The organism is Tenacibaculum xiamenense (assembly GCF_964513065.1).
In the GTDB taxonomy this organism is placed as follows: Bacteria; Bacteroidota; Bacteroidia; order Flavobacteriales; family Flavobacteriaceae; genus Polaribacter; species Polaribacter xiamenense.
Genome location: NZ_CAZEQU010000016.1, coordinates 232,561 through 249,763 on the forward strand (window position 1 = coordinate 232,561; position 17,203 = coordinate 249,763).

At 34.5% G+C, this 17,203-nt stretch carries 13 protein-coding genes; 11 read left to right on the forward strand and 2 right to left on the reverse strand.

The window, feature by feature from the left end:
• Positions 1–3: 3 nt before the first annotated feature.
• Together ACKTTV_RS07750 and ACKTTV_RS07755 are read right to left on the reverse strand one after the other, a co-directional pair.
• Positions 4–1,620, reverse strand: a complete 1,617-nt coding sequence (locus ACKTTV_RS07750) for a RagB/SusD family nutrient uptake outer membrane protein (protein WP_408030257.1) — start codon at positions 1,618–1,620, stop codon at positions 4–6.
• A gap of 31 nt (positions 1,621–1,651) precedes the next feature.
• Positions 1,652–4,774, reverse strand: a complete 3,123-nt coding sequence (locus tag ACKTTV_RS07755) for a SusC/RagA family TonB-linked outer membrane protein (protein WP_408030258.1) — start codon at positions 4,772–4,774, stop codon at positions 1,652–1,654.
• Between the two features lie 156 nt (positions 4,775–4,930).
• On the opposite strand from ACKTTV_RS07755, the gene ACKTTV_RS07760 reads away from it, so the two are divergent.
• From ACKTTV_RS07760 to ACKTTV_RS07810, 11 genes are all read left to right on the forward strand, one after another.
• Entirely contained in the window at positions 4,931–6,232 is a 1,302-nt protein-coding gene (locus tag ACKTTV_RS07760) for a helix-turn-helix transcriptional regulator (protein WP_408030259.1), read from the forward strand.
• Between the two features lie 119 nt (positions 6,233–6,351).
• Complete coding sequence (gene gpmI / locus ACKTTV_RS07765; protein WP_408030260.1) at positions 6,352–7,869, forward strand: 2,3-bisphosphoglycerate-independent phosphoglycerate mutase; 1,518 nt, start codon at positions 6,352–6,354, stop codon at positions 7,867–7,869.
• Between the two features lie 21 nt (positions 7,870–7,890).
• Positions 7,891–8,421: a thioredoxin family protein gene (locus ACKTTV_RS07770; protein WP_408030261.1), complete on the forward strand. Its 531-nt coding sequence runs from the start codon at positions 7,891–7,893 to the stop codon at positions 8,419–8,421.
• A 30-nt stretch (positions 8,422–8,451) separates the two neighbouring features.
• Positions 8,452–9,270: a type I methionyl aminopeptidase gene (gene map, locus ACKTTV_RS07775; RefSeq protein WP_408030262.1), complete on the forward strand. Its 819-nt coding sequence runs from the start codon at positions 8,452–8,454 to the stop codon at positions 9,268–9,270.
• 1 nt (position 9,271) lies between these two features.
• Positions 9,272–10,039, forward strand: a complete 768-nt coding sequence (locus ACKTTV_RS07780) for a class I SAM-dependent methyltransferase (RefSeq protein ID WP_408030263.1) — start codon at positions 9,272–9,274, stop codon at positions 10,037–10,039.
• Positions 10,040–10,274: 235 nt separating this feature from the next.
• Positions 10,275–11,882, forward strand: a complete 1,608-nt coding sequence (locus ACKTTV_RS07785; protein ID WP_408030264.1) for a phospholipase D-like domain-containing protein — start codon at positions 10,275–10,277, stop codon at positions 11,880–11,882.
• Between the two features lie 36 nt (positions 11,883–11,918).
• Positions 11,919–12,446, forward strand: a complete 528-nt coding sequence (locus ACKTTV_RS07790; RefSeq protein WP_408030265.1) for a hypothetical protein — start codon at positions 11,919–11,921, stop codon at positions 12,444–12,446.
• Between the two features lie 2 nt (positions 12,447–12,448).
• Complete coding sequence (locus ACKTTV_RS07795; RefSeq protein WP_408030266.1) at positions 12,449–14,089, forward strand: GMC oxidoreductase; 1,641 nt, start codon at positions 12,449–12,451, stop codon at positions 14,087–14,089.
• Positions 14,064–15,200 carry a ferritin-like domain-containing protein gene (locus ACKTTV_RS07800; RefSeq protein ID WP_408030267.1) on the forward strand — a complete coding sequence of 379 codons (1,137 nt, stop codon included), beginning with the start codon at positions 14,064–14,066 and terminating at the stop codon, positions 15,198–15,200. Before ACKTTV_RS07795 ends, ACKTTV_RS07800 begins: the two co-directional genes overlap by 26 nt.
• A 34-nt stretch (positions 15,201–15,234) precedes the next feature.
• Positions 15,235–15,663: a hypothetical protein gene (locus ACKTTV_RS07805; RefSeq protein ID WP_408030268.1), complete on the forward strand. Its 429-nt coding sequence runs from the start codon at positions 15,235–15,237 to the stop codon at positions 15,661–15,663.
• The gene (locus ACKTTV_RS07810; RefSeq protein ID WP_408030269.1) at positions 15,642–17,120 is read left to right on the forward strand and encodes a Dyp-type peroxidase; all 1,479 of its coding nucleotides are present in this window, start codon (positions 15,642–15,644) and stop codon (positions 17,118–17,120) included. The genes ACKTTV_RS07805 and ACKTTV_RS07810 overlap by 22 nt, the downstream gene beginning before the upstream one ends.
• The last annotated feature ends 83 nt before the right edge of the window (positions 17,121–17,203 follow it).

Sequence of the window (17,203 nt, forward strand, 5' to 3'; positions counted from 1 at the left end):
AATCTAGTTTTGATCTGCTTCAGAAATATTTGGGTTAGCATCTATTTCAGCTTGTGGGATTTTCCAAATCCAAGCATCGTTAACCGATGGTTTTCCTTGAATAAATCCATTTTGATATAGTACTTGTGCCGCTCCAGAATTTGTTAAATCGATTCCAACATCCCAACGAATATGGTCATGCCAGCTAAACCCTTCTCCGTAAAGCTCTACATAACGTTGGAATTTTATGTGCTCAATAAAACTATCTTGAGTATTGAATGCAGTCACGTCATAAGCACTATCACGAGCTTCTCCTAATGGTCTCAGCGCCTCTTGAGCTCCTGCAATATCACCTAACATTGCTTTTGCTTCTGCTTCAATTAAATACATTTCAGAAGAACGCATATAAATTACATCATCTGGATCAATTGTACCTGGATTCTTTTGTAAAAACTTCACATGCATGTATGGATGTGTATTGTGACGTGAAGTCATACCATAACGAGCAATAATATCAGCTTTTGCCTGATTAAAATCAGTTGCATTGTCATAATTAGGATCTGTTAAATAACTTCCTCCTTGACCATTTGAAGCTGCACTGTTTGTATTTGGTGCCAAAGGAAGGAAAGCTTCCTTACGATAATCAGTAGCAGGTATTTGGTTGAATCTTTCAATATTTACTGTCTTTGGATTACTTCTGTTTTGACTTCCGTTAAAAGTAGGACATATGTAATAGAAGTATGAACGATAATAAGTAGTTTCTGCATCAATTACTCGTCCTCCCCAAATAACTTCTGAAAGTTCAACAGTGTTGAAACCTGACTTCCATGCAGCTTCACTCATAATTGGAAAACCATCTCTAGCTCTTGCAGCAGCATCTGCGGCAATCGCCCAATCTCCTTTTGAAAGAGCTACTCTCGCCTTAATACCATAAGCAGCATTTAAAGATAAATGTGACTTGTCGTGAGGTGCTGAAGCATTTTGAAAATAAGCTATTGATTTATTAATATCCTCTTCAATCTGATCATAAATAACCTCAACAGTCGATCTTGGTTCACTTGTATAAGGTGCACCCGCTTCTAATAATAAAGGCACTCCTAAATCTGTAGAAGGATTACCAATTAAATATCCTTTAGCATACGTTGTTACCAACTGATGATACGCCCAAGCTCTATAAGCATAGGCCTGACCTAAAATATTTGCAACATCGGCGTCACCTTCTGGAAATCCATTTTCAGCTGTTTTATTAATCAAATTATTTGCTGCAGCTATAAAATGATAACGTTGATACCAAAGGTTTCTAACCGTAGTTGTATTAGCATTGGTATGATCCAACCATTGTAAACCAGATCTCATCCAGCCATTCCCTCGAGACGAGTGAATTAAATCTCCACAATACACATCAAACATTGGCTGAAAATATTGTTGACCAGCTCTACTACCAGAAGCTCCATCTAATGGTGATTGCGCGAACATTTGTCTATGCAACCCATTTAGTACCAAAAACATATTCTCTACACTGGCGAATGCATCTTTATCTGAAATAGAGTCTGTTGGCTTTGTATCTAAAAAGTCTTCACTACATGAAACATTAACCAATAGTGAACACATTAAAATTACTGCACTTATTTTTCGTAACATAATTTCGTTGTTTTGTTTTAATAATTAGTTCCTAAAAAGCAAGGTTTACCCCAAACGATACTACTCTATTTGGATTGAAAGTATTACCTGACTGAACTCCTGATAAAGTTTGTTGAGGATTCATTCCTCTCCTTTTTGCACTTACGAATAAGTTTTCTCCAGACATAAATAGCCTTAATCTGTTAACACCTAATTTATCAGTTAACTCTGCGTCTAAATCATATGAAAGATTCACGTTTCTTAATGTCCAGTAAGATGCATCTGTTAAGAACCTTGTAGAATTCCAAACAGTTTGATTTGGATTTCCAATTTCTAACCTTGGAACATCTGTGATATCTCCTGGGTTTCTCCACGCATTATTTGCATCAACATGCAATGCATTACCATATCCAGTCGAACTCATTAAATTAGAATATCCGTTATCTAACGCTTTTCCTCCAATTCCGAAGGTTATTAAAAAGTCAAGGCCAAATCCTTTATAGCTCAATCTATTCTGAACAGATCCAATTAAATCAGGAATACTCGAATCTCCCGTGAAGGCTCTGTTAGCCGCTTGAAAGTCGTTGGTAGTCTTGTGACTTCCATCATCATTTTTAACTGGGACCATTTGACCTGAATCTAAATCCTCCTCAAACATATAATATAAAGCATCTCCATTATCAGGATCAACTCCCGCATAATGATGAATAAAATAATCATATCTAGATCTTCCAACTTCCCAACGTTTAGTTCCATTTGTTACTGGACTATCTAAAGCAGTAATTTCATTTTTAAAAGTAGAAGCCTGAATAGTAACATCCCAATTAAATTCATTTTGCTTAAAGAAATGACCTGTTAAGCTCACTTCTAAACCTTGATTATAAATATCACCAACGTTTTGAGGTGCTTCATTTAAACCTTCTGAAAAAGGTATTGGCTTATTAAATAATAAATCTTTAGATGTTTTTCTGTAGAATTCAACACTTCCCTCAAGGGTATTATCAAATAACCCAAAATCTAAAGCAACATCCCAGCTTACTTGATTTTCCCAAGTTAACTGCTCATTACCTGTACTCGCCCAAAAGATACCAGGGTTACCTGCATTCGGTATGATTTCGTATAATGCCTGATAAATATAAAAGTTATTTAAGTCATCATTTCCAACCTCTCCATATGACGCTCTTAACTTTAAGTTATTGATAAAAGAAACATCACTCATAAAGTTTTCTTGATCAATACGCCAAGACCCTCCTAGTGAGAAAAAGTTCCCCCATCTAACGTCAGAACTAAACACTGATGTTCCATCACGTCTAAAAGATCCACTTAAATAATATCTATCATCGAAGCTATAATTAAGCCTTCCAAAATAACCTTCTAATCTTCTATCTGTACTAAACCCATCTACGTTATCTCCTGCAGAGAAATTAGCAAACTCATAAATACCTGTTGCTGTTTGCGTATTTGCTCTACCATCTAACTGAGTAAAATGTCTATCAAAGCTTTCATGCCCTAGAACCACATTGAATTTATGTAAATCAAACTTTCTATCAAAAGTTAATATCTGATTAAAATTTTCAACAGTTCTTCTTGTTCTATCTTCTCTTAAACGACCAGTAGGCTGACCGTCTCCTACAATATGATTATCATAATTCTTGAAGATATAATCTTGAATATCCTGACCATAAGTAACCTTAGCTGTTAGACCTTCAAGTAATTTAACCTCAGCATATTGTCTAAAACTTAAATTATTTCTTTTTCTACTAACATCATCTAAAATTAACTCGGCAATCCCATGTCTTCCAGGATTATAAGGTCTTGTCCCTAAATTCAAATCAGGATGCCCTTCACCTAAATCATATTGACGTTGACCATTCGAATCTAACACAAAATTACCATTACTATCTTCTAAGTATACAGGATAAATTGGTGCTAAATCTTGAATCCAATTAAAAGGATTAGCTATTGAAGTACCAGTACTTCCAGGCCCACTAGACTTAGTCAATGTCATACCTACATTCCCTCCAACTTTTAACCAATCAGCAACATCGAAATCTGCATTTAATCTGTTTGTAATACGTTCAAAATTACTTTCAATTACATATCCTTTTTCTTCTAAGTACGAACTTGAGAAGAATACTTTGTGATTCTCTCCTCCTCCAGCAATACTTAAAGAGTGATTTACACGAGAACCTGTTCTCTCTAATTCTTTAAACCAATCTAAACTTTGGTACTTAATTCTTGCGTTTGGATTTAATCTTCCATCTACACCAACAATTTGATCATTTGGCACATTGAAAGGATTGTATCCTAATCTATTATAAATTGTTTCAGCAGCAACTTGTTCTGGGTTTGCTACAGTAAGTGAGTTTTTATACGCTTCCCACATTAATTCATAATAATTACCTGCCCCTACAGTTTCATAAGTATCGATAGCTCTTGTAATAATACCATATTGTGTTGATGCATTTACTTGTAATCTACCTTTCTTTCCAGATTTCGTTGTAATAATAATTACACCATTTGCTGCACGTGATCCATATAATGAAGTAGAAGCAGCATCTTTTAAAACTGTCATAGATTCAATGTCATCTTGGTTAAGTAAACTTAACCCTCCCTCGAATTGAATTCCGTCAACAATGTATAAAGGATCAGTAGAACCATTTAACGTACCCACACCTCTAATTACAACACTTGGAGAAGAACCAGGCGCTCCAGATCCAGATAAAAACTGAACTCCAGTTGCTTTACCTTCTATCGCTGCAATTGGTGAAGTAGCTACCCTTGTCGCTAAATCTTCAGCCCCAACGATACTTGCTGATCCAGTAAACTCCTCTTTTGTAGTTGTTCCAAACGCCACTACAACTACTTCGTTCAGCATATTTGCATCTTCAGTCATAGTAACATCAATTGTAGATGTACTCCCTACAGTTTTCTCTACAGAGGCAAACCCCATATAAGTAAACTGTAAAACATCTCCTTTATTTGCTTTGATGATATATTTACCATCAAAATCAGTTTCGGTTCCACGTTGTGTCCCCTTCACCAAAATACTTACCCCTGGTAAAGGTCCTGCCCCCTTTTCGACAACCGTACCAGAAATATTACCCGACTGGGCAAATGTTAATTGTGTTATCCCCACAAATAACATCCATAGTAGTAGGATTTTTTTTCTCATATATGTGTAAATTAATTAATGACTGCTAAAGTGAGAATCCATTAAGAAAAAAATAACAATTCATACTACTATTTCGCTACTACATTTAACAAAAACTAATAGATTAACCTACTATATTTGCCGAAAACACTAGGAAACATTAAACATTGCGCTACTATGACCCAGAAATACGTCAATTTTAAATTATTCTTAATTTTATCTTTTTTTTGTTTAAATAATCCCATTTTCTCACAAGAAAAAATAATAAAGTCAGGAGATGAATGGCGTTTTTACGATAAAGCGATTCCCCCAAAAAATGGTTGGATAAATTCTAGTCGTATTACCTCTACCTGGAAAAAAGGAATTTCAGGACTTGGCTATGGCGATAAAGCGGTAACAACTGTAATTGATTTTGGAAAAGACCCTGATAATAAAAGAATCACTGCCTATTTTTCTAAAGGTTTTCAAATAGACAATCCACACGATTTTGTTTTGTATCAAGTAAATATTGAAAAAGATGATGGAATTGTTTTGTATTTAAATGGGAAAGAAATATTCAGGAAAGATATGCCAATCGGTAAAATTCATCATGATACCAAAGCAAGTGGACTCATAGTTTCTGGGCAATCAGAAGCTTTTTTACACACTATTTTCATCACTCCTGAAGATTTACGAAGAGGTGAAAATATCATTAGTGCTTCTGTTCATCAAGGGACAGAAAAATCAGAAGACCTTATATTTAATTTGGAATTGTTTGGACTGAATACTCAAGAAGCTCTCCCTACTCTTATTAAAGAACGCTCAATCAAAAATTCAACCCTAGATTTAAGACTAAAAAACCTTAGTTATAAACATGAATTAGAGAAAAAAGAATTTCAATATGAACTTATGAAACAAGAAAAAAACAGTCATAGTGTATATTTGATTTTTCTTCTTTTCATATTTCTTTCTCTTACCTCTGTATTAGCATATGCTCTTATTTTAAATCGTAAAAAATTAACGGCAGCAAACACTAAGAACGACATTCTTGAAAAACAGAATCAATTTAAAGATGCTGAAATTATGGACATCTCGTTAAACTCAATTAACAATAAGAACTTTTTAAAGGAAATAAAAAAGGAGTTAGGGTTTAGCATCCAAAACAAAAGTCTCTCCATTGTAAATAAAGAAATTCAAAAAATTATCGGGAATATTGATTTTAATTTAGATACTAGTGAAAACTGGAGCAGTCTAAAAAATCATTTCGATGCCATTCACTCAGGATACCTTGATAAATTAAAATCATTATATCCTAATTTATCCGATATCGAGTTAAGGCATTGTATTTTCATTAAACTTCGTTTACAAACTAAAGAAATAGCAAACATCTTACATATCGACCCAAGATCCGTTCAATCAGCCCGTTACAGAATTAAAAAGAAAATGAACTTAGATGAAAACACAAACCTCAAAGATTATTTACTAAATATTAATTCTTAAACGAGTATAATATTGAAAACCAATTAGCAAATTCAATCACTGAAATGCTTAATCGGTTTCGTTATTTTTTAAGGGATCACCAAAAATCTTTAGTACTTTTACGCTTCAATTTTATACAAATGAACAAAAAAGTAATTTTAATGATTCTTGATGGTTGGGGAATTACTCAAGACCCAAAAGTTTCTGCCATCTATAATGCTAAAACACCTTTTATAAATTCGTTATATGAAAAATTTCCAAATGCGGAATTAAGAACTGATGGAGAACATGTTGGTCTTCCTGAAGGGCAAATGGGAAATTCGGAAGTTGGTCATATGAATTTAGGTGCAGGTAGAATTGTTTACCAAAACTTAGCAAAGATCAACAAAGCAGTTACCGAAGGTACTTTGGCTCAAGAACAAGAATTATTAAATGCTTTTGAATACGCCAAAGCAAACGGTAAAAATGTGCATTTCCTTGGTCTTGTATCTGATGGTGGAATTCACTCACATATAAATCATTTAAAAGGATTATTATCTGCTGCTAATAATTACGGATTGGAAAATGTGTTTCTTCATGCCTTTACTGATGGTCGAGATTGCGACCCTAAGTCTGGGAAGTTTTTTATCAAGTCTATTGAAGATCATATGAATCAGACTACGGGTAAATTGGCTTCAATAACAGGTCGCTACTACGCAATGGATCGTGACAAACGTTGGGAAAGAGTTCAACTTGCTTATAACGCTCTTACCAAAGCGGAAGGCTCGTTATCAAAAAATGCCGAAGAAAGTATTCAAAAAAGTTATAATGAAGGTGTAACTGACGAATTCATAAAACCAATAATTATGGTTGATGAGAATGAACAACCAGTAACCACCATTCAAAATGATGATGTTGTTATATTTTTCAACTTCAGAACAGATAGAGGTCGACAATTGACACAGGTATTAAACCAAGAAGATCTTTCTGAATACGAAATGAAAAAGCTTCCTTTATATTTTGTAACACTTACTCGTTATGATGACTCTTTTAAAGGAATAAAAGTCGTGTACGACAATAAAAACATTGAAAACACCTTGGGTGAGGTTCTTGAAACTGCAGGAAAAACTCAAATTAGAATCGCGGAAACTGAAAAGTACCCTCATGTTACCTTCTTTTTCTCTGGAGGTAGAGAAGAAGAATTTAAAGGAGAAAAAAGACTTTTATGTCCTTCTCCAAAAGTAGCTACTTATGATCTAAAGCCTGAAATGAGTGCCTTTGAAATCAAAGATGCCATTGTTCCTGAATTGAAACAAGGAGATGTTGATTTTGTTTGTTTAAATTTTGCAAATGGTGACATGGTCGGACATACAGGAGATTTTGAAGCTGCTGTAAAAGCTTGTGAAGCGGTAGACCAATGTGTAAATGAAGTTGTAACAACTGCCTTGGGTTCTGATTACACAACTATTTTAATTGCGGATCATGGTAATTGTGAAACTATGATAAATCCAGACGGAACACCTCATACAGCACATACCACAAACCCTGTTCCTATGGTTTTAATTGACAAAGATTTAAAATCAATTAAAAATGGTATCTTGGGTGATATTGCTCCAACTGTTTTACATTTATTGGGAGTAGAAAAACCTAAAGAAATGACACAACATTCTTTAGTTTAAATCTTAAAGACAAAACATACCATGAAGAATTTTTTATACACATTACTTTCATTTATCGTTGTTAGTTGCGCCTCAACATCTAAGTTCCCAGCTGAAAAAAATGCCGAAGGAGACTTAGTTGGTATTGTTTCGAAAAGTAACTTTCAACAAGAACCTTATGGAAGTGAATGGTTTAATGATTTTTACTCTTATTACGAAGTTGACAAACCTGTTTTAGAAAAGGCTAAAAGCCATTTAAAGGATGTTACCATAAAAGGATTCATGGGAACTTGGTGTGGAGATAGTCAAAGAGAAATCCCTAACTTTTATAAGCTACTTGACAATGCTAATTTCAACTATAAAAACTTGGAACTTGTAGCTGTTAATAGAAGTAAAAAGGCAAAAGGCTTAGAGAAAGAATACAATATTGAAAGAGTACCTACTTTCATCTTTTACAAAGATGGAAAAGAAATAGGTAGATTCGTTGAACATGCCTTAGACGGATCGACCATAGAAAAAGATATTTTAACCATTATTTCTGGTAAGCCTTATAAGCATCCATATCAAAAATAAATGTAAATTTGCGCCACAATATTTTTATCCATGATCAAACCAAAAACTAGAGAAGAAATTGAAATCATGCGCGAAAGCGCCCTAATTGTATCAAAAACATTAGGGATGTTAGCTAAAGAAGTTAAACCAGGTGTAACAACATTACACCTCGACAAATTAGCTGAAGAATTTATCCGCGAACAAGGTGCCATTCCTGGTTTTCTAGGACTTTATGATTTTCCAAATTCACTTTGTATGAGTCCGAATTCTCAAGTGGTTCATGGTATTCCAAATAACACTCCTCTTCAAGAAGGAGATATTATCTCTATAGATTGTGGTGTATTAAAAAACGACTTTTACGGAGATCATGCTTATACATTCCCTGTTGGTGAAATAGCTCCTGAAACACAAAAATTATTAGACGTAACTAAAGAAAGTTTATACGTTGGAATTAGAGAGTTTAAAGCTGGTAACAGAGTTGGTGATGTTGGCTATGCTATTCAAAACTTCACTGAAAAACATGGATATGGGGTTGTCAGAGAATTAGTAGGCCATGGGTTAGGTAAAAAGATGCATGAAGATCCAGAAATGCCTAATTACGGGAGAAGAGGAAGAGGTAAAAAATTTATCGAGGGAATGGTTGTTGCAATTGAACCAATGACAAACCTAGGAACCCATAAAATAAGACAGCATAAAGATGGGTGGACTATCACCACTCTTGATAATAAACCTAGCGCTCATTTTGAACATAATATTGCTATTGTAGATGGGAAACCAGAACTTCTTTCTACTTTTAAGTATATATATGAAGCTTTAGGTATTGAAAGTTCAGAAGAAGATGAGTTTAGACAACAACCATTAGTTCTTTAGTGTGTCTATATTTAAAGCTATTCTTAATACCATACCGAGACCGTTTCTCATTAAAATAAGTTATGTCGTTCGCCCTTTTATTGCTTGGTGGTTAAAAGGTAATAACTTTACTGATCCCATTGATGGAAAGTCTTTCAAAAAGCTTCTTCCATATGGTTACGAAATCCAAAGAGAAAACGCATTATCTCCTTCCACTCTATCACTAGAGAGGCATAGACTCCTATGGTTATATTTAAAAAATGAAACAGATTTTTTCATTTCGAATAAAAAGCAAAAGGTCTTGCACATTGCTCCCGAACAATGCTTTTTAGATATCTTTAAAAAACAAAAGAATCTGGACTATATTACCTCTGACCTTGAGTCTCCTATTGCTGATGTAAAAGCGGATATCTGTGATCTCCCCTTTAAAAATGAAGAGTTTGACATTGTATTCTGCAATCATGTTCTAGAGCATATTCCAGACGATACGAAAGCCATGCAAGAATTGTATCGTGTTCTTAAAAAAGGGGGATTGGGAATTTTTCAAATACCTCAAGATATCAATAGAGCCAAAACCTTTGAAGACGATTCCATAACAAACCCAAAAGAGCGAGCTAAAATTTTTGGTCAATACGACCATGTAAGAGTTTATGGCTTGGACTACTTTGACAAACTTAGGTCTATCGGATTTAATGTTGAAGAAGTTCATTACTCTAAAACAATGAATGCCGAACTTGTAAGAAAGTATGCACTGGACAAAGATGAAATTTTACCTATTTGCCGCAAATAAGAAATTTAGAATCAAATTAAATAATCGACTTTAAAAGCACGTTGTTATTAGGTTTTTTCTCTATAATGCCGCTACTTATCTCAAATTAAAAAAGATAGCTAATACATATTTTGTTTGCGTTTTTTTATTAAAAATCCAAAACATCCTTATTCAGTTTTTGGTGAAAAAATATTTTGTTTGAGTTTAAAAATATTTTTCTATTTTTATATAACTACTTAACTAACCAAACATAAATATGCGAGTAAGAAACCATAAAAACGGGGTTTCTTTACATGTCATAGCTGGAACCCATGTGGTGTTACTTTGCCTAGATGCTGATATTAAATCAAGGGAAGGATTATTGGGTTTTAGGCTAAGTCGTAAAGAAACAGCTACTAACGAAACAACTGATTTAAAAGGTTTTAAACAATTTAAAAACAACGCTAAAGAAGAGGATTTCAACCTCATCCAAGCTTTTTTCTGGGCTGATTACACGGCCCATCCAAATACCAAATACCAATACTCTGCTATTCCTGTTTACGGAACTCCTGAAAACCAAGAAGAAGGAGAGGAAATCATAGTGAACATCAATACTGAAAATCCTGAAATTGGTTCTCATGGTGTATTTTTTAACAGAGGTACTGTTGGTCAAGCATATGCTAAGAAATTCAATAATCAAAACCCAGATAAAGTACCTAACAACGAAGCATATAAATGGCTTTCTCGAGGATTAGAAGAAGCTCTTTTATCATTTATTTCTAGAGCAAAAGGAAAAGATTATGGACTTAGAGTTGCTGCCTACGAATTTGATTATGTTCCTGTTATAAAAGCACTATTTGAGGCTTCTGAAAATGGAGCGGATGTTCAAATTTTGTATGACAGATCAAAACGAGGTCCTTGGGAAAATACAGACAAAGCAATTGCTCAAGTTCCTGGAATTGAAAAATTGATGATTCCTAGATCTTCCAATTCTTCTATCAAACACAATAAGTATATTATACTCCTTTATAAAAACCAACCTATAGAGGTATGGACAGGATCAACAAATTTCACAAAAGGAGGAATTTTTGGGCAATCAAATGTTGGTCATATTGTTAGAGACAAAGAAATTGCTCAACAGTATCTAAAATATTGGGAACGTTTATCTAAAAACCCTGATTTAAAAGAAATACGTCCTCTCAACGATCAATCTTCTCCAACTCCCAATGGAAGTTTAAAAGAAGGAATTACTCCAATATTCAGCCCTAGAGAAGACCTTAGCGCACTCGATTGGTATGGAGAGCAAATAAAAAAAGCTGATCAATCAGTGGGATTTACAGCTGCTTTTGGAGTTAATGAAGAGTTTGCCGAGATTATGAGTAAAGAAGATGAAAGCCTTCGATATATACTTCTTGAACATCAAGGCAAAACCTTCGATACCTTTAAAAGTACTCCAAATAACAGAATTGCTATTGGAGCAACTTTAAATGAAGATGAGATAAAACAAGAAGGATTGAAAAACTGGGAAGAAGAGCATTTAACTGGATTAAATGATCATGTAAAATACTTACACACAAAATACCTATTTGTTGATCCTCTAACTGATTCACCTACGCTTATAACTGGTTCTGCCAACTTTTCGAAAGCCTCAACACATAGCAATGATGAAAACATGATTATTGTAAAAGGTGATACTGGAGTTGTAGATATTTATTTAAGTGAATTTATGCGACTGTTTAACCATTACGAATTCAGAGATCAAATGGCGCATCATGGTTACGATGAAAGTTATTTCAGTGACTATTTAACAACCGATTCTTCTTGGACTAATGTTCATTACAAAGAAGGAACACAGCATAGCAAACAACGTGAGTTGTTTCGCTAAAAAACGAATCTAACAAAAACACAAAACTTAATAATTATGATTGGAGGCCCTGTCTGTAATGAGGTCCTATCCGCTGAATTGATATTTGCGGAAGGGCAGCATTTAACCCATGATAATAAAGAAGCCCTCTGGGAAATATTTGAGGCAATCGGAATTAATTGGCGTAACACAAATTTTGATTCCAACAACCAAAGGAGTTCTTGGTTTGAAATGATCAAAGCCAAAACTGAAAATGCTCCAAACTATACTGGAGAATACGTAAACGCTATTTACGTGATGAACGAGTTAAAATCTATTTACGGCAAAGGCGATGCTTACCGAAAGTTATTTTTTGAAAGCGAAATAGACAATAACCAACCTCCAACAACACGTTTAGCTCACTTTAAAATATACGTTGTTAATGAATTTATACGAATGCAAGTAATGGCAGGTGGTTTTAAAAGCTGGGGAACAAAATATGGAGGTGAACAAGCACGCAATTATCATGGTTTTATAGCTGGTACACGCTACAATAGAGTTCCAAAAGTTCGTAATTATACACCCAAAACTACTCAAAACCAATAATTATGAGAAAACACTATGACTACATTATTGTTGGGGCTGGCGTAGCAGCAGCAACCATTGCTAAAGGACTTCTTGAACATAAAAATGATACTTCCATTCTAATACTAGAAGCTGGTCCTGAAGTGAAAGCAAAAGACAGAAGGTTTTGGTGGGATTATATCACTAAAGGAGAAAGACCCTACACCTATACTTATGATCAAAAATGGGAAGCCGATTCAACTGGAAATATCGATTACCAAACAGAAGGTGTTCGAGTAAAGGCCTACGGAGGGTCAACCATGCACTGGGGAGCTTGGTGTTTAAGATTTCGCCCTGAAGATTTCAATCTTTTTACAAATACTGGTGAAGGAGCTGACTGGCCTATTAATTATGAAGACCTCGAAGAATATTATAATTATGCTGAAGAATATCTTTCAGTTTGTGGAGATAACGAAGCAAATTGGGTGCCCAGATCAAAACCATATCCTGTTCCTCCTTTTGAATGGACAGCAGCCGATGGAGAAATGATCAAAGCATGGGAGCAACTAGATGTGGTATATCAGGATGGCGATATTAATCCTGGTACTAAATCCAAAATAAAGTCTGGAAAAATGCCAATTGCCAGATACAGAAAATGCATGGCAACTGGAACATGTAAATATTGCCCTATTGGAGGAAGGTTTAACGCTCAATATGTTTTAGACGATTTAAAAAACGATTCAAGATTTGTAAACTTCGAAGTGCGTGTAAATTCTCCCGTTCATCAAGTAAATGTTAGCAGTAAATCAAACATAGAATCAGTCACTTACACCAACAATTTATCTGGTGAACAATTTACTGTTAGTGGAGATACCATTATCCTTGCCTCGGGAGCTTACAATGTTCCAAAACTCTTAAGAGCTTCAAAAAATGAATTTTGGGAGCATGGTATTGGAAATGATTTTGATTTAGTTGGGCGTTTCGTTGTTTCTCACTCTATGTTAAACGTAGTGGGTAAGGCTAAATCAAATCCAAATGGATGGTTTCAGGAATACGACTTTCCTACCTTGATGACTCATAGCTATAACACCAAAGAACATCAGAAAAAAGGAAAGATTTTTATGTTCAAAAACAGGGTAACTCCCAATACTGACATTGCTCAGTTAATGATTGAAGGTAAAACGAGAGAAGAAATTGACGCTATTGTTTATGGAGAAATGACTGTGAACTTACAAGCTTTTTTAGAAGAGAAAGGTAAATTCAGTAACAGATTAGAAGCCAAATCAGGAACCGATCGTTTTGGTCTCCCTCAAACCACCGTTCATTTTAGCAGAACGGAAGAAGAAATAAGAAATGCCAATGATCGCCTTAAATTAATGGAACAGGTAATTGAAAAAATGGGTTTAGAAGTTACTTCTTCAAGAGTTGATAAACCTGGAGGGCATCATACCACTGGAACTGCCAGAATGGGAACTAGTCCAGAAAATAGTGTTACAGACAAATACATGAAGGTTCATAACACAAACAATCTTTATGTATGCTCTAATGCAGCCTTTCCAACGGGAAGTGCGGTAAACCCAACACTTACACTAACAGCTTTGGCCTTTAGACTTGTAGAACATTTAACTAACAAACAATTAACAAAAACTAAACACGAAAATGCCTACCATACAACTGAAGTATAAAAATGCGTTTCAAGAAAAAGCTTCGCAAATAAAAAACACTAAAGAACTAATTCAGCATTCTAAACTTGTTGAAGATGATCATGAGGACAAATTACATGTTTTAAAAGAACTCCTTAATCAAGCGGTTGTTTTAGAGTTTGCTACTATTCCAATATATATGCAAACCATGTGGAGTATAAAAGACAACAATTGCGAGGTAGCCAAATCAATCCGTAATGTTTTTCAAGAAGAAATGCTGCATATGGCCATGGTTTGCAATATGATTGCTGGCTTAGGTGGTGAACCGAAAATATATGACCCTGAAAATGGTTTAAAATTCCCTTCTGGTCTTCCTGGAGGCGTTCACCCTGATCTTTTTTTGTACTTGGAAGGATTAAGTGATTGTTCTTTAAGAAATTTCATGGAAATAGAACTTCCAGAGAAAATAGCCGATATATACGATTACGAAACTCAGGAGCTTGTAACTATTGGTGGACTATGTGATCAAGAAGGTAACTTTCCTAACAATCATTCTCAAAACTTTGAGCACAATACTACAATAGGCGAGTTATACGATCGCATTAATGAACTCTTTCAAGATCTTCAACCTAAAATGAATGTTGAACGACAACTTGCTGGACCTCTTTCTTGGTGGGTAATGGCGGATGCCGAAAGTGTTTCAAAAGCAATTGATATGATTAAGGAACAAGGAGAAGGATCTGAAGATGTTTCTCCAGCAAGCACCGGAATGGATAATCTTGCCCATTTTTATAGGTTTTGGGAAGTGTTCTATCAGAAAAAAATTGTACAAGAAGGAGATAAATATTACTTCAAAGACCCAATGCCAAGGCCTGAAATTTATCCTTTAGCCAGAATCCCAAAAGACGGCTATCAGCAGTCAGATGTATCTCCTGAAGTATGGCATTTATTAACAGAGTTCGATAAAGCTTATACCACAGTTGTACAATTATTAGAAGAGGCATGGGCTATAAATGGAAGAGGACAGGCAGCCTTAGTAAATGCTATCGAAGCCATGTTTAAATTGGAAAGGTATGCCATTCCATTGGTAAAAACTCCTATTCCAAATAATGAGCAAGGATTACATTATGGACCTTGTTTTAGAATGATATAAAAACAAAATAATCAAACAATAAAAACCAAAAAATATGGGAAGTTTCGTAGAAATAAATGATACGCTTGAACTTACAACCGAGCAAGGATTTCCGGTAGATGTATTCAATTTAGAGAATCATAAAAAAAATCCAGTGACCTTAAAAGACGTTGAGGGAAAAGTTTTTGAATTCAAAAACAAACCAAGTGCAAGAATTTTTCAATTAGATCCAGTAAGGGTGTTTTATGCTCATAATATTGATGGAAAGTGGCTTTTCTGGGGACGTGTGTTAATTCAAACGCAAAAAATAGAGAAACAATTCAACGAAGATGGAAGTTGGGATGGTAAATCATGGATTACTTCTGGAACTTATACAATTTTAAATGTATACGATCCAGAATACCAATACACTTTTACATTAAATGAAGCCCCAGACGATCGAAATTATTTCAAACAAGAAGTATGTCAAACCTCTCAGGTGTAAATAAACCAAGTATTAAACTAAGTCAAAAACATTTAGATGTGAATGACCCTAATTTAAAAATTGTTCTTGATGACATTCAAGGCAATATTTTAAAAAGTCATGGTCGTACACATTCACGTCATATATTTCTAAAATTTACAGGTAAAACTGAAGATAATCGTCATTGGTTAAATCAGTTTGCCTCTAAACTTACATCTGCTTATAAACAACATCAAACGTCTATAGATTATAAAAGTACAGGCACTGAACATTTATTCACAGGTATTTTACTAAGTAATTCTGGATATCAAGCCTTAGGAATCGATGATTTTAAAATTCCAGATGACAAGGCGTTTCGAGCTGGTATGAAAGACTTAGATTTTTTATATGACACAGGTCCAAATGGAGTTCATGAAAGAACAAACAACCCTCTAAATGACAATCCAGATACTTGGCAACATCCATTTAATGATCAAGTGGACCTTTTAATTATTCTGGCTTATGGGGGTATTGATTCAGATGAAATTCTATGCAACGACTATTTAGAAAATGAAATTGATAACATTAAAAATAGCTCGAAAAAAGTCGCTTCGATATTGTCCATTGAAAAAGGATACACTTTAAGAAACAGTAATAATGATGTCATAGAGCATTTCGGATTCGTAGATGGTCTTAGCAATCCTGTGTTCTTTAAATCAGATTTCGATTATTGGCAAAATAAAGAAGGAGTTGAGTATTACGACCCTACTGCTCCTTTCGATTTAGTCGCTGTAAATGACCCTGGAGGTTTTGATGAAGATTTAAGTTTTGGAACCTATGTTGTTTATAGAAAAATGCAACAAAACATTAGAGGCTTTAAAGATCAAGCCAAAAGCTTAGCATCTGAAATTTCTCAAAAAACAGGGATACAAATAGACACAGAATACGCTGAGGCACTAGCTTTTGGTAGACATAAAGATGGTACTCCTTTAATACAATCGACTAAAACCCCTTCTAACAATAATTTTAGTTATCTAGAAGATATGAAAGGGGCTAAATGCCCTTTTCATTCTCATATTAGAAAAACGAATCCCAGAGGAGACACCAATAGATTAAATGGAACTCTAATGAGAAATGAAAGGAGTCATCGAATTGTAAGAAGAGGAATTAGTTATGGATCAAAGAACTTGAATCCAGAAACTGAATGGACAGATGCTGGACTACTTTTTTTATCCTGTCAAAGTGATATTGAGCAACAATTCTTAGTAACACAATGTGGATGGTCTGATAATTCAAATTTTCCATTAGACAATACTGGTCATGATCCAATAACGGGAGATCAGAATGCTAAATCAAGTGATAACCTATGGCAACATGAAATCGATGGTAAAGTTATTGACCTCGATTTTAGATATAAGGACCTAGTAAGAATATTAGGCGGCGAATATTTTTTTGCTCCTAGTATTTCATTCTTTAAAAATTTAATTGACGAATCGTAAATATCGATCTTAATAAAATTTCAAAAAGAATTGTGAATTAAAGTCGGTATTTACCGAAGTATTATAAAAAGATAAAGAGAGGA